Genomic DNA, 20,713 nt, shown 5'->3' on the forward strand with positions numbered 1-20,713 from the left:
GCCTCTGCTAGGCGAGCCGCAAGGGATACAGGGGGTAGTGCCGGGTGATCGACGGGCGTAAGATCGGACTGCTGGCGGGACCACTGGGTTTCATCGCCACAATCGTGCTGTCACCGCCTGCGGGCATGCCCGATCCGGCGTGGAGCGCAACCGGGCTCGTATGGTGGATGGCCGCGTGGTGGATGACCGAGGCGATGCCGCTGTCGGCGACCGCGTTACTGCCATTCATCGTCCTGCCGCTGACCGGCGTGGCCGACGCCAACAAGACGGCCAGTTCTTACTACTCCCCGATCATGTTCCTGTTCGTCGGCGGGGCTTTCCTTGCGCTGGCCATCGAGCGAACCGGTCTTCATAAGCGGCTGGCGCTGTTCATCATGGGCTTTGCCGGAGTGCGCCCCGGCCAATTGCTGCTCGCGGTGATGACGGCCACGGCGGTGTTGTCGAGCTTCATCTCAAACACATCGACCGCGCTGATCATGATGCCGATGGCGCTGGCGATGCTGGCGGCGGGCGGCGTGCGCGAAGGCGAAACATCGGGCATGGCCGGAGCCCTGCCGATCGGCATCGCATTTGCCGCCTCGATCGGCGGCCTCGCCACGATGATCGGCACGCCGACCAATGCCATCGCTGCGGGACTGATCGAAAAGGCGCTCGGCGTGAAGATCTCCTTCCTGCAATGGGCGATGTACGGCGTTCCTATCGTGATCGTCGCCGTTCCGCTGGCGGCGTGGATTATCGCCCGTGTCCAGAAGCTTGAAAGCGACAGCTTCGACCCGGTATCGGCACGTGAGGCCATCGGTCCGGTCGTCGGCTGGTCGGTTCAGGAACGACGGCTGGTGCCGGTCGTGCTGCTCGCCTTCGTCGCATGGGTCGGTCAGCCCTGGCTTGAGGGACTGTTCCCCAAGGGCGGCCTGACTGACGGAACTATCGCCGCGATAGCGGGCCTTGCGCTGTTCGTCCTGCCCGACGGGACCGGGCGCAAGATGCTGACCTGGCCCGAGGCCAACAGAGCGCCCTGGGACGTCGTGCTGATGTTCGGCGGCGGCCTGGCGATGGCGATGGGCATGACCGAATCGGGCCTCACCGCGTGGATGGGCAAGATGCTCTTGCCCCTCGCACACGTTCCCCTGCCGATCGTAGCGCTGGTGCTGGTGGCGTTCGTCATCCTCGTCACTGAATTTGCCAGCAACATCGCGGCGGCCAGCGGCATCTTGCCGGTGGTCGCAGCACTGGTCGCTGCCTTGGGTGCCGATCCGATCCTGCTTGCCCTCCCGGCCGCCTTCGCTGCGACCTGGGGCTTCATGCTTCCTGCAGGCACCGGCCCCAACGCGCTCGCGTGGGCCACCGGTCACTGCTCGATGCGCTCGATGATCAAGGCTGGCGTTGCGATGGACGTTGCGGGTGTGTTCCTGCTCGTCGGCGTCGTCTGGGCGGTTTCAGCGATAATTTAATATTTTGACTACTCCATTTCCGAGATTCTGCGCTAAGGAAGTAACTGCCTCCGCTGAATCGTTTATTTCGGGATGTGTGCAACATCTCACACCGGTTCGGACAGAATGAGGCGAAAGCTGGTCGCACGGTCTTTCGTCTGTTTTTCTGGGGAGTTTCATCGTGCGTGGCATGATCAAGACATTGCTGGCGGGTAGCGCGGGCGCGGCGGCCCTCGCTGCGCTGCTGCTGGTGCCGACAGGCGTCGCTACAAGCGCCGACCATCTCGACCCGCCTGGCCGTACCGACGGCGGGGTGGACGCCAATCCCGATATTCCGGCCGACATCGCCGACGTGTTCGCCTGGCATTCCAACGGTACGACCAAGATCGCGATGACTTTCGCAGGGCCGGTCTCGGCTTCAGCGACCACACCGCTCTATTACGATCGCGACGTGCTCTACAAGGTCAACATCTCAACCCAAGCGCCGGCCAGCACGCCCGAATTCACGATCAAGTACCGCTTCGGCAAGGGCGCGGGCGAAAAGGACTGGGGCGTTCGTATCGAAGGCATTCCCGGTGTCACCGGCGTGGTTGAAGGCCCGGTGGAAACAAACCTCGAAAAGGACGGCGTGAAGGTTCGAGTCGGGCTGTTCGATGAACCGTTCTTCTTCGATCTGATCGGTTTCCGTGAGACCCGCTCGACCGGAACCTTGCGCATCCGCAACGATCGCAACTTCTTCGATGGACAGAACGATACTGCTATCGTGCTAGAGATCCCTGACGCGAACCTGGGCGCAGGGGTTACCAATCTTGGGGTCTGGGGCCAGACCGCCCGCTTCGGAGGGAACATCTGATGATTGCCCGTTCGCTGAAGCGCTTCGTCGCACTCGCTACGCCGCTTACCCTCGCGCTTTCTCTTGCCGCATGTGGTGAGAATGGTTCAGGCAGCCAGGTTGTCGTTCCGGCTCCACTGCCGAGTTCGACCGCTACCGCAACGCCTACTGCCACCGCCACGGCGGTCGCCTACAACTCCACACGCTGCTTCACCCAGGTGATCCAGGGACAGAACGGCGCTAACCTCAAGTCGATCATTATTCCAGATACGCTCAAGCTGGACCTGACGCGATCGACTCGCTTCCCCAATGGACGCCATCCGTCCGACCCGGTGGTCGACATCCTGCTCGCCACCCTGCTGCTGGACATGAACGTCACCGGCCAAGGCCCGAACACGCTTGCAAACGTACCGTTAGACCCACCGAGCAACGACAAGTTCTTCCTGCTGACGTTCCCCTTCCTGCCCACGCCGAACGGTAGTGCGCAGGTCGCCAGCGGCACTGGCTCTGGTTTCAACTTCCGCACCGATCCCGATTCCGCTTACGTCAGCGTCGATCGCATGGGCAATCCGGCCATCGCCACGGCGCTGGTCGGCTCGTCCAAGAAGAACTCCTTCAACGACGACACACCCGCAAGCGATGATGTCGGCGACAAGTACTATGCCGAATACATCAGCGAGTTGAACAAGTTGTTCGGGCTGATCGGCGACGATGTCGAAGGGCTGGGCCTCAAAATCTGCTCCGACAAGACCTGAACACTGCGGGAAACACCAGAATGACGCAAGCAACCGAGCGGCGCGCCCGCTGGCCATGGTTGCTGCTCGCGGCCGTGCTGCTGATCAGCGCGGCCGCGATCGGATTCGACAAGTGGAAGGCACGTCAGGGTCCGCCCGACCCTCTGCCTTCGCAGATCCAGCCCGCATTCGGCCCGCGCAATCAGCTCGAACTGGAACAAGCTGCGGTTGTCGGTGTCGATGGTGCACGCACCCGCCTTGCGCTCGGCCCGGAGCAGTGGCTGCGGCAGGAAACGCTCGCCCGCGCGCTCGTCCGCCATTTCCGCGCAACCGGCAACTACGCCGACCTTGCCGAGGCTGACCGCCTGCTCGATGCCGGCATTGCTGGCTCCCCGTTTCCCGCAGGTCCCAGCCTTAGCCGCGCAGAAACCTCGCTGCTGGTTCACCGGCTCGATGCCGCGAACAAGGGCCTGGAACGCTTTTTCGCGCAAGTCGGCGAACCCGACTCGGGCGAATCCGCCGGCGCTTGGAGCATTCGCGGCGACATCGCTTTCCAGCGCGGCGACATGAAGGCCGCGCGCCTCGCCTACGCCCGTGCCGAGGAATACGACAACAACGCCGCCGTCGCCCTGCGCCAGTCGATGCTGGCCTTGCGCAGCGGCGACGCCGACATGGCACGGCGGCGGGTGAACGCGATCCTGCGCGCGCCGAAACTCAACCGCTGGGTAAAGTCGCAGGTCGCACTGCAACGCACCACGATCGCCTATGCCACCGGCGATTGGCAGGCTGCCGGAACATGGGCGCGCTTTGCCGACGGGTTCTTTCCCGGTAACCCGCTGGCGCAGGCCTACGTCGCGCAGACGCAGGCGCTGGATGGCGACGTGAATGGCGCGGTCAAACGCTATGAAGCTATCGTCGCCAAGGCCCCCTTGCCCGAGATCATGGACGCGCTGGCGTTCACTTTGCGCCTGCAGGGGCGTGGGCCAGAGAGCCGCGCATGGGCCGCAAAGGCCGGGGTGATCTGGGCCGAACGCTATCGGCTTTTGCCTGAGGCAGCAGCCGCGCACCTGGTCGAGCACGAACTTGCGCTGGGTGATCCCCGCCTGGCGCTGCCCATCGCCAAGGCCGATGCGCTGCGACGGCCCCATGGGGCGAGCCTGACGCTACTTGCCCGCGCGCAACTGCTGACCGGGGACGCCAAGGGCGCACTTGCCACGTTGCAGCGCGCCGAAAAAACCGGCTGGCGCAGCGCTGGCCTGTACCTGGCGCTGGCCGACGCTCACGCCGCTCTGGGCGATGACGATGCCGCCAAGGATGCGCGCGCCGAGGCGCTCGACCTCAACCCCAGGGCGACCGACCCGGCGAGCCGCTTCATCTGGTTCGGCCACGACTGAGCCGATGCTGCGTGCGGTACTGATCCTCCTGCTCGCGCTGATGGCAACGCCTGCGCTAGCCCATCTCACCCCCAACTCCGAGATTCGGCTGGACTTCGCACCCGGCGCGGTGAAGGCCGACGTGGTCGTGCCGCAAGCCGAGTTCGGCTATGCCACCGGCCTTGCCACCGACAACCGCCCCGAGAGCCTCGACCGCGCAAAGGCGCGCATTCTGACCGACATGGCTGTGCTCGCACGCGATGGCCAGCCATGGCGCATCGCGATCGACCGCATCGCCTTTGAACAGATCGCAGGGCCGCCCGACCTGCACGTCTCGCTGACCCTGACCCCGCCGACCGGCGCTTCCGACCGGACGTTGCGGTGGCGCTGGCACGTAGTGACGCGTGAGGCACCGTCGCATTTCGCACTGCTGCTGGTCGATGGCGATCTGGCCGGCGGCCTGCGCGGTGACCGTGAATTGGTCGGCGCACTGACTGCGACCCGGCCCGAACTCGCGGTCGAGCGCGGTCATGCCAGCCTTGGTGGGTTGTTCGCCAATGCCTTCCGGCTGGGCGCGCACCACATTGCGGAGGGTTACGATCACCTCCTGTTCCTGCTGGCGCTGCTGCTGCCTGCTCCGTTACTGGCCGCGAGAGGCCGCTGGACGGTCCCGCGCGGGCCGCGCCAAACGGCAAAGCATCTCGCCTGGATCGTCAGCGCGTTTACGCTGGGCCATTCGACCACGTTGATCCTTGCCGCTTTCTTCGGCGTCCATCTGCCAGCGCAGCCAGTCGAGGCTGGCATTGCGCTTTCGGTGCTGGTCTCGGCGATACACGCGGCGCGGCCGCTCTTTCCGGGCCGCGAGCCGGTGGTGGCTGGCCTTTTCGGTCTGGTCCATGGCCTCGCCTTCGCCACGCTGATCAGCAATTTCGGGCTGGGGGTGACGACCCGCGCGACCGCGATCCTGGGGTTCAACCTTGGCATCGAGGCGGTGCAGCTTGGCGTGGTACTGGTCGCCCTGCCTGGGCTGGTGATGCTGGCGCGGTGGCGGCATGGGGCCAAAGTCCGCGTCGTGCTGGCAATGCTTACCGGAATTGCCGCCCTTGTGTGGTTGACGCAGCGCCTGGGGTGATCCCCAACTGGACAAGCCGCCCTCCGCGCCGTTACGACAGGGTGAAGGGGTGGCGATGAAATCGGACGGCGAACTCTCGGCGCTGACGCAGGGTGCGAATTCCGTGCTCGGCTCGCCGTTGCGCATGCTGACCGGCACGCTGATCTACGAATTGGCGGTGTTCATCGTCTCCACCTGCGGTTTTCTGTTTGCAGGCTGGCCGATGGGCGATGCCAGCTACATGGTGCTGCTGACGATCTTCTCGGTCGGTTACGGCGAGATCCGGCCGGTCGATACCACGTTCCTGCGGCTGTGGACCAGTGGCACGATCATTCTGGGATGCACCGGTATGATCGTGATGACCGGTGCGCTCGTGCAGGTCTTCACTCTCTTTCAATTTCGTCGCCTGTTGGGGCTGGACCGTATGATGACTGAAATCGACAAGCTTGAAGGTCACGTGATAATCTGCGGCTACGGCCGCATCGGCGTCCAACTGGCCAAGGCGCTGACCGAAGCCAAACGCCCGTTCATGATCCTCGAACGCGACGTCGCCAAGGCTGAGGATGCCAAGGCGCAAGGGTTCCTGTGCATGGTCGGCGAAGCGACGCACGAGGAAACCTTGAAGGTTGCAGGCATCGCTCGCGCCACGGTGCTAGCCAGCGTCCTGCCCGACGACGCGGCGAACGTGTTCATCACGCTCTCCGCCCGCAACCTCAACCCGAAGATCGAGATCATCGCACGTGGCGAGGCGCCGACGACCGAGAACAAGCTGTTCCACGCAGGCGCTGACAAGGTGGTCATGCCGACGCACATCGGGGCCGAACGGATCGTCGAGATGATCTTGTACCCCGTCACCGGAAGCTTGCTGGGCGAAGACGGCGAGATGGCATCGGTCCGCCGCAACCTCCACGATTTGGGGCTGGACCTCGAAGTGGTCGAAGCCCTGCCCGGCGGCGCGCTGACCGGAGAGACCGTCGGCGAGGCCGAACGCCGCGGCAACGGTGCATTCTTCGTCGTGCAGGTCGATCGCAGCAGCGGCCAGTCGATCGAACATCCCGGCGAAGACGTAACGATCGAGGCGGGCGACCGGATCATGCTGGTCGTGCGCGGCAGCCGCCTGTCAGCAGGCGCGGTGTTCAGCGCGGCCAAAGCACCGGTCAGGCACGGTCGCACGTTTGTATCTTGACGGGTGTCGCAAGGCCCACCGATAGCATGGAGCGATGAGCAAAAAGCGTCGCTACCTTACCGCAACGATGCCCGACGGCTACGTCAAGCGGATTGGCCCGACCGCTGACACCTTCACCCACTACTGGCGGATCGTCGCTACGCTCGAAAACGGCAAGACCGAGGTATTCTGGGGACACACGCGCTCACTTGCCGAAGCCAGGCGCAAGCGCGCACCAGCAGATGAGGCCGCGCGCAGCAGAGGTTGGACGAGTTTCATTTTCGAAATCGCCGAGCTGTCCGAAGAACCTGCCTAGCCATGCGCGCCGAAGTAGTTGGCGATCGCCACCGCAATCCGAATGTTCAGCGCATGCGCCCGTTCGATCGGATCGATGAAACGCGCGCGGACGGCGCCATAACTTTCGCCGCGATGGTCCGGGTAGTCGGTCGCCTCGTCCACCGCGAAGTCGGTGATCTCGGGTTCGATTACCGGATATGCGCGGCGGAGTTGAGCCAACGCATCGTCCACCCGCAGTGACAGCACCATCTCCAGCACGTCCTCGCGGCTGACGTCGTTTGAGCGGGCGAAGGGCGGGACCTGCACCGCGCGGATGAACATGTGCATCAGCAGCGCAAGGCGCACCGATTGCAGCAGTCCGATATTGCGGCGGTCGGCATCCTGCGCGGCGTCGCGGCCCTGCTTGTGCCCGGGCACCAGCGAGAGCAGACGATGCAGCTTCATCCAATCGACCCGCAAGCGCGAGGTCAGGCGGCGGAACACGCCCGCGCGGTCGTCCTTGGTCAGGTATTCCGCCAGCGCAAGACACGATCCTTCGAGCGCGGTTTCGGTGCCGCGATAGGGTCGGCTGGCCCAATAGGCCGAATTGAACAGCTCGCCATGCGCGGCCACGGTCTTGATCGAGGCGATGCCGTTGGCGGCGCGCAACAGGCGGACAAGCTGGTTGCCGCGCTGGGAGTTGCCGAGCAGTTCGGCGACCGACTCCATCTCCTCGCCCGCCGCCGTGCCCGCGCCCGCGATCACGTTGACCGGGTAGCCGATCTGCTGGAGGATCGCGTTGTGCGGGATCGCGCGGATCTGGCGCAGGCTCATCGTGCGGTCCGCGCCGACATCGGACTGGCGGCGCGAGACGCGGCTGCCGGTGGCCTTGAGCAAACCCAGCCCGAACGCGGTCAGCGCGCGCGAATAAGTAGCGCTCTCAAGATGTTCGCGCTGAACCCGCCGGATCGAGCGATAGAAGTCGAGGCTGAGGTCGGTGCGGTCATAGAACGGGTCGTTCTCACCGTTCGCAGGTATCTCCGCTTCGGCTTCGGCGATGCGCGTGAGCGTTGCCAGTGCGAGTTCATCGTTGCGGAAGAACAAGTAGCCATCGCCGCCCTGGAAGCTGACTTCGGGTTCGAGCACGATGCCGGCCTTGGCGAAACGTCCGCGCGCCCAGCGTGACAGTGGCCAGGTCAGGCGGTCGGCAAAGCCCGAAGGATGCGCGCCACGGCCCATCGATTCACCGTGCGTATCGAAGATCAGCGCGGCGACATCGGTCAATCTATTGGCCTTCATCGCCTCGGCAAGGCGGCCCTGCAGGCGCTCGATGGCGAGCGCGGCGGGCAATTGGCCCATGAAGCGGCCCGCGTCGGAAAATCCGGTCTGGATCGACACACGACCCCGGACTCGCGCATAGGCGCGATACGCATCCTCGGCCAACAGCGCCTCGAGAAAGCGGCCGCCGTGTTCCAGCGCAGTCTCGGTCTCGAACAGCGGCGATACGTCAACCTTGCCTTCGATGCCGAACAGGCGCGCAAAATAGAGCGCGGCGAGCACGGTCTGCGGCTGTTCGCATTCGGCGATCAGCATGCGGATCGGCGCATCGGCGTCGATATGCTGAAGGATCTTGGCCATGACCAGGAACTGGCGCATCGCCGTGCTGGTCTCGATTGCCAAGGCGCCGAAGTTCACGCGTAGGGGCTTCACCTCGGCCAGAATTTCGCGCAGCTTCGACAGCGCGCTCTTGCTGCCGAGGTCGAGCGTACCATCCGGGTCGATCCGTCGGCGCAGCGCGTTGTGAAGCTGCGAGGCGTTCACGCGGAAGTGGATCCAGCCAAGCCCCAGCCCATCTGCGCGCATCGCAGCGGCGAGCGTTGCCAGCGGGATCGCTTTGTCTTCGCCCGCAGTTTTCGCCTCGGCCTGCAATGCCTCGATCAGTGGCGTCAGGCTGAGCAGCTTGGCGGGATCGTCGGCTGAAAGGCGGTTGGCGGCGGCGCTGAGCGCGTCGGCGGCTTCGAGATCGGACGAGAACAGCTCGGCCATCTCGGCGGAGTGGGTCTGGGCCGCGTCGAGCGTGGCGAGCAGCTCATGGGTGTCGTCGATCGCCCGCAAGGCGGCCGCGTAGCTCGCCAGACGCTTCGCCTTTTCGCGCAGGCGGAAGGCGATTGAGGTGGTCCAGCCGATATCGGTGCGGCCGTCCATGTCGTAGCCGACCCACGTGGCGAAGCGGAACGGCAGCGGCCGGAAATCGAGCCAACGGCCCGGCCAGCGCTGGCGCGCGTGGGCAAGCAGCGTCGCATTGATCTTGTCGCGCGCTGCGGCGGCGCGTTCGATCGCGCCGGTCACCTCTGTGTGTTCGAATTCCAGGGTGATCTTGGGGCCGGCCGAGGGCACGGTGCACACGGTCGATGCCTTGGGATCTTCCTGCAAGGCCGCGGTTGCGACAGCGTCGGACTGCGCGGGGCTGAGCAGGAACGTCGGATGCGCGGTGAACACGGAATGGAGCAGGGGCTTTTCCCAGCGCGCGCGGAATTCCGAAAAACCAGCCTCTTCGGGGTTGATCGCGGCGATGCGCGACAGGTTTTCGACCGTGTCGGTCGGCGCGATCAGGCGGCGCAGGCGCGCAGCGCGGCTTTGCAACGCTTCGCATTCGAGTTCTGCGACCAGCCCGTCGATGTCATTGAGGTCGAGCGTCCCGCCTTCGAGCTGGCGCGACAGGTCGTGGCTCAACTGGAATACAGGGTTGAAAAGGGGCGTTTCCGCCGTGCGCTCATGGAGTGATTGCAACCTGGTCCTGAGCTTGGCGACCGTCTTCATCCGCACGTATTCCCCTGTCTTTTCAACGCCCCAGCGCTACCGCTTCGCGTGCGGCCGCTTCGATTGCGGCTTCATCCGGAATGCCCTTGCCGACGACCCAGCTTCCGCCGACGCAAAGCACCGGATCGAAGCTGAGCCATTCCGGCGCAGTGGCTGGCGTGATCCCGCCGGTCGGGCAGAAGCGGCATTGGTAGAACGGGGCGGCGAGCGCCTTGAGCGCGGGAAGCCCGCCCGATGTCGAGGCCGGGAAGAACTTGAAGTGCGTGAGGCCGAGGTCCATCCCGCGCATGATGTCTGCGGCAGACGCGATTCCAGGAAGGAATGGGATGCCGGAGGCTACTGCGGTCTTACCAAGGTTCTCGGTCAGGCCGGGCGAGACGACGAATTCGGCGCCGGCATCGACTGCTGCCTTGAACTCTTCGGGGTTGGTCACGGTGCCTGCACCGACGATCGCGCCTTCGATCGCCTTCATTGCGTGGATCACGTCGAGCGCGGCAGGCGTGCGCAGGGTTACTTCGAGGACGCGCAATCCACCTTTGACCAGCGCACGCGCGATTGGCAGCGCGTGGTCCACATCCTCGATCACCAGCACGGGTATGACCGGCGCGGTGCGCATGATGGATTCGATCGGCTTCATGGCGTCTCCGTTGCGCAACCTGAATGGATGCGAGGGCTTAACGCGACTCAGCCGTATTGTGCACCTGCTAACGCAAGGCGCATAGCTATTCTTGCGTCAGATTGCCGAGCTGAACTGCTTGGGGCCTGCCCGGTACGCATCGAAGACGGCCGCGATCGAGCGGGCGTAGGGTTCGCTCCCCGCAAGCAGGACCAGAGTTTGGCCGTCGAGTTTGGCAAGGCCGCGGCAGAGGAACGGTTCGAGACGGTCGCCATTGGCGGCAAGCAGATCGGCATCGACGGTTGCGCGGTTGCGGCAAAGCAGGCCGTCGATGATCGCGCCGCGCCGCAGGTCGTCGGCGGTGCGCGCGACGCCCTTGCGCCCGGTCAACTTATCCGCCCCCAACAGCATGCGATAGCGCCCGGCGTTCTTTTCGTTCTGCACGAACAGCGCCGGAAAAGCGCTGATCGACGATGCGCCAAGCCCGATCAGTGCCGGTGACTGATCCTCGGTGAACCCTTGAAAATTGCGGCGCAGCGTGCCGTTGCAGTTGGCGAGCGCAAGATCGTCGCCGGGAAGCGCGAAGTGATCGAAGCCGACCGCATCGTAGCCTGCCCCGACCAACCGTGCGTACCCTTGCGCCGCCATCGCAAACCGCGCGCGCTGGTCGGGCAGTTCGCTGGCGTCGATGCGCTGCTGGCGCGGGATCATGTGTGGGACATGGGCATAGCCGAACAACGCGATGCGGTCCGCACCCATAGCGATTGCGCCGTCGAGCGTTTCTGCGAGCACGGCTTCGTCCTGAAACGGCAAGCCGTACATCAGGTCGAAGTTGATCGAACCGACCCCGGCCTTGCGCAACCCCTCGACCGCGCGCTCGATCTGGTCCCGCGGCTGTACGCGGCCGATGGCCGATTGCACGCGCGGGTCGAGCGTCTGGACGCCGAGGCTCGCCTTGATCACGCCGATACCGCGAATGGCGAGCAGCCAGTCCGGTTCAAGCCCGCGCGGGTCGAGTTCGATCGAGACCACGGGCGCGGCAAGACGGAAGTTGACGGTCAGCCGGTCGACCAGCCGCACGAAATCGGTCGGCTTGATCGCGTTGGGACTGCCGCCACCGAACGCGATGCGCGTGATGCGCACCGAGGGATCGAGGTTGCGCGCAACCACCTCGATCTCGTGATGCAACGCTTCGAGATAGGACGCCAGCCGCTGGACCTTGTTGGCCGCGCCGGTGTTGCAGCCACAGTACCAGCAGATCTGTTCGCAGTATGGAATGTGGAGGTAGAGCGAAACCGGCCCGCGTAGCGCTTGCAGAGCGTCGCGCTGGCGGTCCTCGAAGCTTTCCTCGACGAACTCGGCGGCAGTCGGATAGCTGGTGTAGCGAGGCACCGGGCGTTCAAGCAGTTCGGGGTAATATTGCCAGCCCGCTTGGATTTCGGGCCGGGCAAGGACGTCAGGCTGCATCGGGGTCTTCCTCTTCCCCGCAACAGCTATCGGCGGCGGACCGCTTGCGCATTGAGATATGGCAAACTTTGCAGCAGGGCTGATTTTTGCCGCCATCGTCCTTGGTGGGCAGGCGAAGGGGCACCATCCCGCCGGTTCCGCCGCATGACGGGACCATGATCAGCGCAGATTGTGCGGGGGCGGGCATCGCCAGCTGGATCACCGCAAGCGGCGCGAGAAATTTGAGCGCGCGGCTCACGGCTCATCGTCCTCGTCAATAAGGATGCGCGCCGCCGCACCGTCGAGATCGCTGAACTGACCGCGCCTCAGCGCCCAGAAGAACGCCGCCAGCCCGAACAGGCCCATGCCCAATGCAATCGGCAGCATGAAGGCGATGCCGTTCATCGTGCTTCCCTCGCAAGGCGCAGCGAATTGGCGACGACGATCAATGAACTTGTCGACATGGCGACGGCCGCGACCAAAGGCGACACGAACCCGGCGATGGCCAGCGGCACGGCAAGCGCGTTATAACCGATGGCAAGCGCGAAGTTCTGCCGCACCACGCGCATCGTGGCGCGGGCGACGCGTACCGCGCGGGGGATCGCGAGCAAGGATTCGCCGGTGAACACGATGTCCGCAGCCTGCCGCCCGACGTCGCTGGCAGTGCCGGGCGCGATCGAGGCATTGGCCGTGGCGAGTGCCGGACCGTCGTTCAGTCCGTCGCCGGCCATGAGCACGTTGCGTCCGGCTCCCTGCAGGCGCTCGATGGCCGCCTGCTTGTCTGCAGGCGATGCGGCGGCTTGTGCGGTCAGCCCGGTGACGCGCGCAACGGGGGCAACCGCAGCAACCGAATCGCCCGATAGGATCGAGGTTTCCACCTTCAGCGCCGCCAGTTGTGCCAGGGCGGCAGCGACGTCTAGGCGCAAACGGTCGGCAAAGGCGATCACGCGGACCGGTCCGCCTTCGATGCGCAATGCTGCGGCCATGCCCTGCGACGCGGATGGGCGCCCGAGTGCCACGGCGATACCGTTCCAGCGGGCAGTCACGCCCTGCCCCGCCACCTCCTGCACGTCCTCAAGGTCTGCGGCTGTCACCCCGCGAGCAGCCAACGCCTGCACAAGCCCCAGTGACAGGGGGTGGCGGCTGTGGCTGGCAAGCGCCAGCGCCACCGATGCTTCGGCATGCGACATCCCCGCAAGCGCAGCTTCATCGGGCACGGGCCGCCCCAATGTGAGCGTCCCGGTCTTGTCGAGCAGCAGCCGATCGACTTCGGACATCCGTTCCAATGCAGAGCCGTCCTTGACGAGGATACCGCGCTTCATCAGCGCGCCCGACGCCACCACTTGCGCCACCGGCACGGCTAGGCCGAGCGCGCAGGGGCAGGTGATGATCAGCACCGCAATGGCGATGACCAGCGACTGGTAGACCCCAGCGCCTGCCAGCATCCATCCTGCGAAAGTCAGCGCCGCCAGCGTATGCACGGCAGGCGCATAGAGCCGCGAGGCACGGTCGGCGATGCGCACGAACCTGCCGCGCGATTGCCCCGCGACGTCCATCAGCCGTGCGATTTCGGACAGCGTTGTGTCCTGCCCGGTGGCGGTGACGCGGACATCGACCGGCGCTTCGAGGTTGAGCGTTCCAGCGTGGACCACGGTCCCGGGCACAGCGGCAACCGGAGCGCTTTCGCCGGTGAGCAGCGACTGGTCGAACCGGCTGCTTCCGTGTAGCACCTCTCCATCGGCGGCAAGGCGTTCACCCGCAGCGACCCGCATCAGCATCCCCGGCTGTAGAGCCTTGGCGTCGACCCAGCGCGCCGCGCCGTCCTCTGCGATGACCATCGCGCCGCTCGCCGCCTGCCGCAGCAGCGCATCGACGCCCGAACGCGCCCGGTCGCGCATCATTGCGTCGAGCACGCGGCCCGCCAAGAGGAACATCAGCAGCATCAGCACGCCGTCGAACCACGCTTCAGCCCCTCCGGTCAGCGTCTCGTAAAACGACAGGCCGGTGGCGATAGTCACGCCGATCGAGATCGGCACGTCCATGTTGGTCTTGCCGTGACGCAGGACCTTGAGTGCCGAGGAGAAGAACGGGCGGCCCGAATAGACGATCGCCGGAATGCCGATCATCGCCGAGACCCAATGGAACAGCGACCGCGTGGTGCCATCCGCGCCCGACCATACGCTGACCGACATCAGCATGACGTTCATGCAGGCAAACGCGGCAACGCCGAGCGGGGCGAGCAGCGGCTTTACTGCCGAGATCGTCTCAGCTTCAGGCTCTCGCACCTGTCCTTCGAAGCCGGTAGCTGCGAGCGCGGCGACGAGCGTAGGCAGTGTGACATCGGATGCGTGAACCACCTCGACCGTACGCGCGGTCAGGTTGGTACGGGCCGACTGAACGCCCGCGACCGCAGCGAACGCACGCTCGACCTTGCCCATGCAACCTGCGCAATGCATCGTGGGCACGGCGAGGATCGTGTGGACCGGCGCGGCATCATCGGGCAACTGCCTGGCGGGGGCGTTCACTGTACGTCCCCGATCATGCGCCATGTCTTGCCATTGGCTTGGACCTGCACCTTCAGGCGCCACCGCCCCGCCATTAGAGGAGCGGCGTAATGGCCCGGCGCGGTCTCGTGCAGCACCAGTGCGACCGGAGGCCGCTGACCGAGCGGATGTTCAGCCACTGCCGTGACACGAGCAGAAGCGATCGGCTCGCCGGCATGATCAGAGAGGGCGAGTGTTGCTCGGCCTGCGTAGTCACGGGTCACGATACCCTTCCAGCCCAGCGATTTTTCGGCGCTGGCTTCCTTCAACCAGCCGTTGAATTGCTGGCTGGCAACGTAGGAATTCTCGACCACGACGCCGCCGAACGTCGCAATGGCAAGGCGCGCCATCGTCACGTTGACGGCAATCACCACGGCGAAAAACGCCACGAAGATCAGCGCCATGTGCTTGCCTGTCAGCGGGCGGATCGGGCGTGTTGGAACGGGGCTGAGCTGGGTCACTGGCCGTTTCCTTGTGCGGTGGTGAACGTGGTTGCGGCGAGATCGCTGCCGCCTTCCTTGTCGGTGGCGGCAAGGACGAACGCGAAATCGGCAGGCTTGCTGCCGCGCGGGGCAAGCGCGTAAACACGCAGCTGGCGCGTCGTGTCGGGGGCGACGTCCACAGTCAGCACACGCGCTGCGGTGGCTGCGTCCATCTCGTCGGTGAAGATCGCGCCGGCCTCAAGCCCTTGCAGCGCAATGCGGTACGTGCGCGGACGCTCCTCCATGTTGCGCAGCTTGAGTGTGTAGGCATTGCGCACCGCGCCGTCCGACAGCGTCACGTATTCGGGGTTGCGATCCTTGGCGACCGACAGATCCAGCCGGGCGCGCTGACCCAGCGCGAACAGCAGTGCCAGGCCGATCGCGGACCACACGCCGAGATAGACCAGAGTGCGTGGGTGAAAAATCGACCTGAGCACGGGGGTCACGGGCTGCCCCCGCTTCTCACGCTCTGCATTCTCAAGCGTGCAGTAATCGATCAACCCGCGTGGTCGCCCGACATCGGCCATCGCCTTGTCGCAGGCATCAATGCACAGCGCGCAGGTGATGCAGCCGATCTGCGGCCCCTCGCGGATGTCGATACCGGTCGGGCACACCGCGACGCATTGCATGCAGTCGATGCAGTCGCCGAGCGGAGTTGCGGCCTTGAGCGCGGCCTTGACCGAACCGCGCGGTTCGCCGCGCCAGTCCTTGTAAGTGACGATCAGGCTTTTCTCGTCGAGCATCGCCGTCTGGATGCGCGGCCAGGGGCACATATAGATGCACACCTGTTCGCGCATGAAGCCACCGAGCACGAACGTCGTCATGGTCAGCACGAACGTCGTCGCATAAGCGACCGGCGCGGCGGTGCCCGTCCAGAATTCGTGCTGGAGCGTGGGAGCATCGGCGAAGTAGAAGATCCATGCGCCGCCAGTGCCGAAGCTGATGAGGAGGTAGATGCTCCACTTCAGCGCCCGCCGCGCGATTTTGGCAGGCCCCCACGGCGCTTTCTGAAGGCGCATCTGGGCGTTGCGATCGCCATCGACAAACCGGTCGACGTGCTGGAACAGATCAGTCCATACCGTTTGCGGACAGGCGTAACCGCACCACGCGCGCCCGACCGCACTGGTCAGCAGGAACAGGCCTACGCCCGCCATGATCAGCAGGCCAGCCACGAAGTAGAATTCGTGCGGCCAGATCTCGATGTCGAACATGAAGAACCGGCGGTTGCCCATGTCGATCAGCACTGCCTGATCAGGCGCGTAAGGCCCGCGATCCCAACGGATCCAGGGCGTGCCCCAGTAAACGGCCAGGCATACGGCCATGACCAGCCACTTGAACCGGCGGAACGGTCCATCGATGGCCTTGGGGAAGACCGACTTGCGCTTGGCGTAGAGGCCGATCTCGTTCGAGTGGTCCGCGCTCAGTTTGGGATCGTGCGCGTGCATGGGTCGGTGTCCTGCTACTTGGCTGCCGCAGCGATATCGGGGACGGGAGCGGGAGCTTCTTCGCCACCGCCCAGCGAGTGGACGTACGTCGCCAGCATCTTGACCGTGACTGGGTCGAGGCGGCTGCCCCAGGCCGGCATCACGCCATAGCGCGCGTTGGTGATCGTCTGGGTCAGCGTCTTGCGATCACCGCCATAGAGCCAGATCGCATCGGCGAGCTTGGGTGCGCCGACCGCACGGCTGCCTTCGCCGCCCGCACCGTGGCAGACCGCGCAGTTGGCCTCGAAGATCGCCGCGCCGCGCTGCGCCGAAGCGCTGGGCTTCTCCTCGCCCGCGATGACTCGAACATGGCTGACCACATCCTGCACTTGTGCCGCCGTCAGGATGCCGTCGCGCCCGAAAGCCGGCATCTGGCTCATCCGCGTGGCATCGTCGCCGGGCTGGCGCACGCCATCGACTAGCGTCTGGTGGATCGTGGCGACGTCGCCACCCCACAGCCAGTCGTCGTCATTGAGGTTCGGGTAGCCCGCGCTGCCCGCTGCACCATTGCCATGGCACTGCACGCAGTTGACCTTGAATGCTGCGTGTCCGCCATCGATCGCGGCACGGCGCAGGCGAGGGTCGGCAGCGATCTGCTCGATCGACGCCTTATCGAGTTCGGCCCTCAGGCTCGCTGTGCGCAGTCCTTCCGCCGTCATTTCCTTGGCAAGGTCGCCGCGGCTGCTCCAGCCGAGCATACCTTTGGTGCTCGTGTTCAGCAGCGGTATGGCAGGGTAGGCCACGCAGTAGCCGATCGCGAACACGATGCAGGCGTAGAACGACCACAGCCACCAGCGCGGCAACGGGTTGTTCAACTCCTCGATGCCGTCCCATTCGTGGCCGACGGTTTCGACGCCGGTTGCGTCATCCAATCTTGGCTTAGACATCGCTTTCGTCCTTGAAGATCGAGTTTGCGACTTCCTGGTTGAGATCCTTGGCGCCGGGGCGGAACGGCCAGAGCGCGAGGCCGAGGAATATCCCGGTCATCACCACCAGCCCCCAGCTGTCGGCCAGATGCCGCAGCATGTCGTACGTCGAATGCGCGCTCATCGGCCCTTCTCCTTGGCGAGGGTTTCCTGTGCGGCAGGGGCGTTCACATCGACCAGCGTGCCGAGCATCTGCAGGTAGGCAACCAGCGCATCCATCTCGGTCAGGCGGGCGGGATCGCCGTCAAAGTCGCGCGCTTGCGCCTTGGGATAGCGCTTGATCAGGTCGGTGGCGTCTGCTGCCGGATCGGCCTGCGTCTTCAGATCGTCATTGGCCTTGGCAATGTCTGCCTGCGAATAGGGCACGCCGATCTGGTAGAGCGTGCGCAGCTCGGCCACCATGTCGCCCTGGTTGAGATCATGCTCGGCCAGATGCGCATATGTCGGCATGATCGATTCCGGCACGACCGCGCGCGGGTCTTTCAGGTGCTGGACGTGCCATTCGTCGGAATAGCGGTTGCCGACGCGGGCGAGGTCCGGCCCCGTGCGCTTCGATCCCCACTGGAACGGATGGTCGTACATCGATTCCGCAGCGAGACTGTAGTGCCCGTAGCGTTCGACCTCGTCGCGGAACGGACGGATCATCTGGCTGTGGCAGTTGTAACAGCCCTCACGGATATAGATGTCGCGCCCAGCCTGTTCGAGCGGGGTGTACGGACGCATGCCGTCCACCTTCTCGATCGTATTGTCGATCCAGAACAGCGGCGCGATTTCGACGATGCCGCCCACGATCACGGCCGCAAAGGCGGCGAGACCGAGGTATGTGACGTTGCGTTCGAGCGTCTTGTGACGTTCCACGATGGTGGTCATGGGGTGTTCTCCGAAAGCTCTGGGTCAGGCCGCAGCCGCGACGATCGGGCGATCCTTGGCGGGATCGAAGGTGGCGTCGCGCATCGGCGCTTCGGTGCGCTGGTGACCAAGGATGGTGCGCCACACGTTGACGGTCATCACGACCGCACCTGTCAGGTAGAGCAGGCCACCAAAGGCACGCAGGAAGAACATCGGCTTGAGCGCGGCGACGGTCTCGACGAAGCTGTTCACAAGGTATCCGTCAGCGCCATATTCGCGCCACATCAGGCCCTGGGTGATGCCCGCCACCCACATCGACGAGGCGTAGAAGACGATGCCCACGGTCGCGAGCCAGAAGTGCCAGTTGACCATGCGCAGCGAATAAAGACGTGGGCGGGCCCACAGGCGCGGCACGAGGTAGTAGACACTGGCAAAGGTGATCATGCCGTTCCAGCCGAGCGCGCCGGAATGGACGTGCCCGATAGTCCAGTCGGTATAGTGCGACAGGCTGTTGACCGACTTGATCGACATCATCGGGCCTTCGAAGGTGCTCATCCCGTAGAACGCGAGCGCCATGACCATCATGCGGATAATCGGATCGGTGCGAACCTTGTCCCATGCGCCGTTGAGCGTCATCAGCCCGTTGATCATGCCGCCCCAGCTTGGCATCCACAGCATGACCGAGAAGACCATACCCAGCGTCTGCGCCCAGTCGGGTAGCGCGGTGTAGTGGAGGTGGTGCGGGCCCGCCCAGATATAGAGGAAGATCAGCGCCCAGAAGTGGATGATCGACAGGCGATACGAGAAGATCGGACGTTCGGCCTGCTTGGGCACGAAGTAGTACATCATCGCCAGGAAGCCGGCGGTCAGGAAGAAGCCGACCGCGTTATGGCCGTACCACCACTGCACCAGCGCGCCCTGCACACCCGCAAACACAGGGTAGCTGCGGCTGCCGACGAAGCTGACCGGCCAGTTCAGGTTGTTCACGATGTGAAGCATCGCCACGGTGATGATGAACGACAGGTAGAACCAGTTCGCCACGTAGATGTGCGGCTCGGTCCGTTTCACGATCGTGCCGACGAAGACCGCGAGATAGGCGACCCATACGATCGTCAGCCACAGATCGACATACCATTCCGGCTCGGCATATTCTTTGCCCTGGGTGATGCCCAGCAAGTAGCCGGTCGCCGCCAGCACGATGAACAGCTGGTAGCCCCAGAACACGAAACGGGCGAGGCCGGGGAAGGCCAGCCTCGCCCGGCAAGTACGCTGCACGACATAGAACGACGTGGCGATCAGCGCGTTGCCTCCAAAAGCGAAGATGACCGCGGACGTGTGGAGCGGTCGCAGGCGGCCGAACGAGGTCCATTCGAGGCCCAGATTCAGCATCGGCAGTGCAAGCTGCATTGCGATCAGCAGGCCGACGGTAAATCCGGCCATGCCCCAGAACACCGTGGCGATCACGCCCCAGCGGATCGGGTCGTCATCGTAACGCCCCTGATCGGGCGCGAGGATCGCCTTGGACAGGTCTACCCCGCGCAATGTCACGATCAGCCCGATGACGCAGGCGAGCCCGACGATCCCCATGTGAATGGCGAAACCGGAGTCGACCGCAGCAGCGCAGGCGAGGATGGCGATGAGCAGCCCGACAAGCCATAGGCCCGAGCGCGAGAGAGCAGATTCCATGGAGCCTTCCTTCCATGAGTGATGTTGGGCTTGCGCTGGACCGCAACCGCGGCCGGAACATTGACCGACATCAAATCACGGAAAATCAGCCTCATACTTTGGTCGTAGATGCGCTCCCGGGCAAATTTTGCGCTCCGTCAATGTCCCGCGATTCGCTCCGGTCCATCAGCATGGACATGCCACGGACAATGATCCGGTCTGCGAGGGGCAGGCCATTCGTGGCGCAGGACCAATGCAATGAAAAAGTTGATGACCGCCCTCCCCGCCCTGCTTGCAGCCCTGACGCTCGCACCCGCACCGGCTCTGGCAGGCTCGACCGAAGGCCACCTGCAGGTCAAGGTTCTCGGCACCGGCGTTCTGCCCGACGGCAAGATCGTGAAAGTCAGCAAGGACCCGCTCGGCCTGACCGTCGGCGCCAACACGACCGCCAACGACAACTACGTGCCGACGCTGGCCATCGAATATTTCGTCACGCCGAACATTTCGGCCGAGACGATCTGCTGCTTCACCCAGCACCATGTCAGCGGCACGGGCGCGCTTGCGCCTGCCACGCACATCGTCGATCACGTGCTGGTCCTGCCAGCGACGCTGACGCTCAAGTATCACCTGCCGCTTGAAGGCGGGATCAAGCCTTACATTGGCGCAGGACCGTCAATGTTCCTGTATTTCGGCGAAAAGCCGGGGTCGAGCATTACCCCGCTCGGCGTCACCAAGGTGAAGTTCGCGAACGACGTGGGCTTTGCGCTTCAGGCCGGTGTGGACATCCCTGTCGGTGACAAAGGGCTCGGTATCAGCCTCGATGCCAAGAAGTATTTCATGGATACGACCGCCCACTTCTACGCGGGCAATGCCGAAGTGCTGACTACCAAGCACTCGCTCGACCCATGGGTCGTCAGCGCAGGCCTTGCCTACAGGTTCTGACTTGATTCCCTTCGCCCTG

The 20,713-nt window shown here is 64.6% G+C and carries 20 protein-coding genes; 8 read left to right on the plus strand and 12 right to left on the minus strand.

Annotated features, from left to right (window positions below):
* The first annotated feature begins 47 nt into the window (after positions 1–47).
* The 7 genes from GGQ88_RS10020 to GGQ88_RS10050 all read left to right on the plus strand — a co-directional run bounded on the left by GGQ88_RS10020 (position 48) and on the right by GGQ88_RS10050 (position 6,961).
* Positions 48–1,451, plus strand: coding sequence for a DASS family sodium-coupled anion symporter (locus GGQ88_RS10020; protein WP_183613222.1), 1,404 nt, complete (start codon positions 48–50; stop codon positions 1,449–1,451).
* Between the two features lie 160 nt (positions 1,452–1,611).
* The gene (locus GGQ88_RS10025; RefSeq protein ID WP_183613024.1) at positions 1,612–2,283 is read left to right on the plus strand and encodes a hypothetical protein; all 672 of its coding nucleotides are present in this window, start codon (positions 1,612–1,614) and stop codon (positions 2,281–2,283) included.
* On the plus strand, positions 2,283–3,017 hold the full coding sequence (locus GGQ88_RS10030; protein WP_183613025.1) for a KH domain-containing protein: 735 nt from the start codon (positions 2,283–2,285) through the stop codon (positions 3,015–3,017). Before GGQ88_RS10025 ends, GGQ88_RS10030 begins: the two co-directional genes overlap by 1 nt.
* A 20-nt stretch (positions 3,018–3,037) precedes the next feature.
* A complete protein-coding gene (locus GGQ88_RS10035) occupies positions 3,038–4,390 on the plus strand; it encodes a tetratricopeptide repeat protein (protein ID WP_183613026.1) in 1,353 nt (450 codons plus the stop codon).
* Positions 4,391–4,394: 4 nt separating this feature from the next.
* Entirely contained in the window at positions 4,395–5,501 is a 1,107-nt protein-coding gene (locus GGQ88_RS10040) for a HupE/UreJ family protein (RefSeq protein WP_183613027.1), read from the plus strand.
* Between the two features lie 55 nt (positions 5,502–5,556).
* The gene (locus GGQ88_RS10045) at positions 5,557–6,666 is read left to right on the plus strand and encodes a potassium channel family protein (protein ID WP_183613028.1); all 1,110 of its coding nucleotides are present in this window, start codon (positions 5,557–5,559) and stop codon (positions 6,664–6,666) included.
* Between the two features lie 34 nt (positions 6,667–6,700).
* Positions 6,701–6,961, plus strand: coding sequence for a hypothetical protein (locus GGQ88_RS10050; RefSeq protein ID WP_183613029.1), 261 nt, complete (start codon positions 6,701–6,703; stop codon positions 6,959–6,961).
* Here the strand turns inward: GGQ88_RS10050 and GGQ88_RS10055 are convergent.
* The 12 genes from GGQ88_RS10055 to ccoN all read right to left on the minus strand — a co-directional run bounded on the left by GGQ88_RS10055 (position 6,958) and on the right by ccoN (position 19,773).
* The gene (locus GGQ88_RS10055) at positions 6,958–9,741 is read right to left on the minus strand and encodes a phosphoenolpyruvate carboxylase (RefSeq protein WP_183613030.1); all 2,784 of its coding nucleotides are present in this window, start codon (positions 9,739–9,741) and stop codon (positions 6,958–6,960) included. The genes GGQ88_RS10050 and GGQ88_RS10055 overlap by 4 nt on opposite strands.
* Before the next feature lie 22 nt (positions 9,742–9,763).
* Complete coding sequence (gene eda / locus GGQ88_RS10060) at positions 9,764–10,378, minus strand: bifunctional 4-hydroxy-2-oxoglutarate aldolase/2-dehydro-3-deoxy-phosphogluconate aldolase (protein ID WP_183613031.1); 615 nt, start codon at positions 10,376–10,378, stop codon at positions 9,764–9,766.
* A 96-nt stretch (positions 10,379–10,474) separates the two neighbouring features.
* Entirely contained in the window at positions 10,475–11,824 is a 1,350-nt protein-coding gene (gene hemN, locus GGQ88_RS10065; RefSeq protein ID WP_183613032.1) for an oxygen-independent coproporphyrinogen III oxidase, read from the minus strand.
* Positions 11,814–12,062 (minus strand): hypothetical protein, encoded by a 249-nt coding sequence (locus tag GGQ88_RS10070; protein ID WP_183613033.1) that lies wholly within the window; start codon positions 12,060–12,062, stop codon positions 11,814–11,816. The genes hemN and GGQ88_RS10070 overlap by 11 nt, the downstream gene beginning before the upstream one ends.
* A complete protein-coding gene (ccoS, locus tag GGQ88_RS10075) occupies positions 12,059–12,208 on the minus strand; it encodes a cbb3-type cytochrome oxidase assembly protein CcoS (protein ID WP_183613034.1) in 150 nt (49 codons plus the stop codon). Before ccoS ends, GGQ88_RS10070 begins: the two co-directional genes overlap by 4 nt.
* Positions 12,205–14,328: a heavy metal translocating P-type ATPase gene (locus GGQ88_RS10080; protein ID WP_343057161.1), complete on the minus strand. Its 2,124-nt coding sequence runs from the start codon at positions 14,326–14,328 to the stop codon at positions 12,205–12,207. Before GGQ88_RS10080 ends, ccoS begins: the two co-directional genes overlap by 4 nt.
* Positions 14,325–14,807, minus strand: a complete 483-nt coding sequence (locus GGQ88_RS10085; protein ID WP_343057162.1) for a FixH family protein — start codon at positions 14,805–14,807, stop codon at positions 14,325–14,327. The genes GGQ88_RS10080 and GGQ88_RS10085 overlap by 4 nt, the downstream gene beginning before the upstream one ends.
* Positions 14,804–16,273 (minus strand): cytochrome c oxidase accessory protein CcoG, encoded by a 1,470-nt coding sequence (gene ccoG / locus GGQ88_RS10090; RefSeq protein WP_183613036.1) that lies wholly within the window; start codon positions 16,271–16,273, stop codon positions 14,804–14,806. Before ccoG ends, GGQ88_RS10085 begins: the two co-directional genes overlap by 4 nt.
* A 14-nt stretch (positions 16,274–16,287) precedes the next feature.
* Complete coding sequence (ccoP, locus tag GGQ88_RS10095) at positions 16,288–17,199, minus strand: cytochrome-c oxidase, cbb3-type subunit III (protein WP_183613037.1); 912 nt, start codon at positions 17,197–17,199, stop codon at positions 16,288–16,290.
* Complete coding sequence (locus GGQ88_RS10100; RefSeq protein WP_183613038.1) at positions 17,192–17,362, minus strand: cbb3-type cytochrome c oxidase subunit 3; 171 nt, start codon at positions 17,360–17,362, stop codon at positions 17,192–17,194. Before GGQ88_RS10100 ends, ccoP begins: the two co-directional genes overlap by 8 nt.
* On the minus strand, positions 17,359–18,108 hold the full coding sequence (gene ccoO / locus GGQ88_RS10105) for a cytochrome-c oxidase, cbb3-type subunit II (protein WP_183613039.1): 750 nt from the start codon (positions 18,106–18,108) through the stop codon (positions 17,359–17,361). The genes GGQ88_RS10100 and ccoO overlap by 4 nt, the downstream gene beginning before the upstream one ends.
* 24 nt (positions 18,109–18,132) lie before the next feature.
* A complete protein-coding gene (gene ccoN, locus GGQ88_RS10110) occupies positions 18,133–19,773 on the minus strand; it encodes a cytochrome-c oxidase, cbb3-type subunit I (protein WP_183613040.1) in 1,641 nt (546 codons plus the stop codon).
* A 237-nt stretch (positions 19,774–20,010) separates the two neighbouring features.
* Here ccoN and GGQ88_RS10115 point away from each other — a divergent pair, with 237 nt between their 5' ends.
* Positions 20,011–20,694, plus strand: coding sequence for an OmpW/AlkL family protein (locus tag GGQ88_RS10115; RefSeq protein ID WP_183613041.1), 684 nt, complete (start codon positions 20,011–20,013; stop codon positions 20,692–20,694).
* Positions 20,695–20,713 lie beyond the last annotated feature (19 nt).

Origin of the sequence: Novosphingobium hassiacum (assembly GCF_014196055.1) — a bacterium.
GTDB classification, from domain to species: Bacteria; Pseudomonadota; Alphaproteobacteria; order Sphingomonadales; family Sphingomonadaceae; genus Novosphingobium; species Novosphingobium hassiacum.

Coding starts and splice junctions, on each gene's coding strand:
- GGQ88_RS10040 (WP_183613027.1), top strand. CDS start 4,395: ATGCTGCGTGCGGTACTGATCCTCCTGCTCGCGCTGATGGCAACGCCT.
- ccoO (WP_183613039.1), bottom strand. CDS start 18,108: ATGACCACCATCGTGGAACGTCACAAGACGCTCGAACGCAACGTCACA.
- GGQ88_RS10115 (WP_183613041.1), top strand. CDS start 20,011: ATGAAAAAGTTGATGACCGCCCTCCCCGCCCTGCTTGCAGCCCTGACG.
- ccoP (WP_183613037.1), bottom strand. CDS start 17,199: ATGTCTAAGCCAAGATTGGATGACGCAACCGGCGTCGAAACCGTCGGC.
- GGQ88_RS10030 (WP_183613025.1), top strand. CDS start 2,283: ATGATTGCCCGTTCGCTGAAGCGCTTCGTCGCACTCGCTACGCCGCTT.
- GGQ88_RS10055 (WP_183613030.1), bottom strand. CDS start 9,741: ATGAAGACGGTCGCCAAGCTCAGGACCAGGTTGCAATCACTCCATGAG.
- GGQ88_RS10050 (WP_183613029.1), top strand. CDS start 6,701: ATGAGCAAAAAGCGTCGCTACCTTACCGCAACGATGCCCGACGGCTAC.
- ccoN (WP_183613040.1), bottom strand. CDS start 19,773: ATGGAATCTGCTCTCTCGCGCTCGGGCCTATGGCTTGTCGGGCTGCTC.
- eda (WP_183613031.1), bottom strand. CDS start 10,378: ATGAAGCCGATCGAATCCATCATGCGCACCGCGCCGGTCATACCCGTG.
- ccoS (WP_183613034.1), bottom strand. CDS start 12,208: ATGAACGGCATCGCCTTCATGCTGCCGATTGCATTGGGCATGGGCCTG.
- GGQ88_RS10100 (WP_183613038.1), bottom strand. CDS start 17,362: ATGAGCGCGCATTCGACGTACGACATGCTGCGGCATCTGGCCGACAGC.
- hemN (WP_183613032.1), bottom strand. CDS start 11,824: ATGCAGCCTGACGTCCTTGCCCGGCCCGAAATCCAAGCGGGCTGGCAA.
- ccoG (WP_183613036.1), bottom strand. CDS start 16,273: ATGCACGCGCACGATCCCAAACTGAGCGCGGACCACTCGAACGAGATC.
- GGQ88_RS10035 (WP_183613026.1), top strand. CDS start 3,038: ATGACGCAAGCAACCGAGCGGCGCGCCCGCTGGCCATGGTTGCTGCTC.
- GGQ88_RS10045 (WP_183613028.1), top strand. CDS start 5,557: ATGAAATCGGACGGCGAACTCTCGGCGCTGACGCAGGGTGCGAATTCC.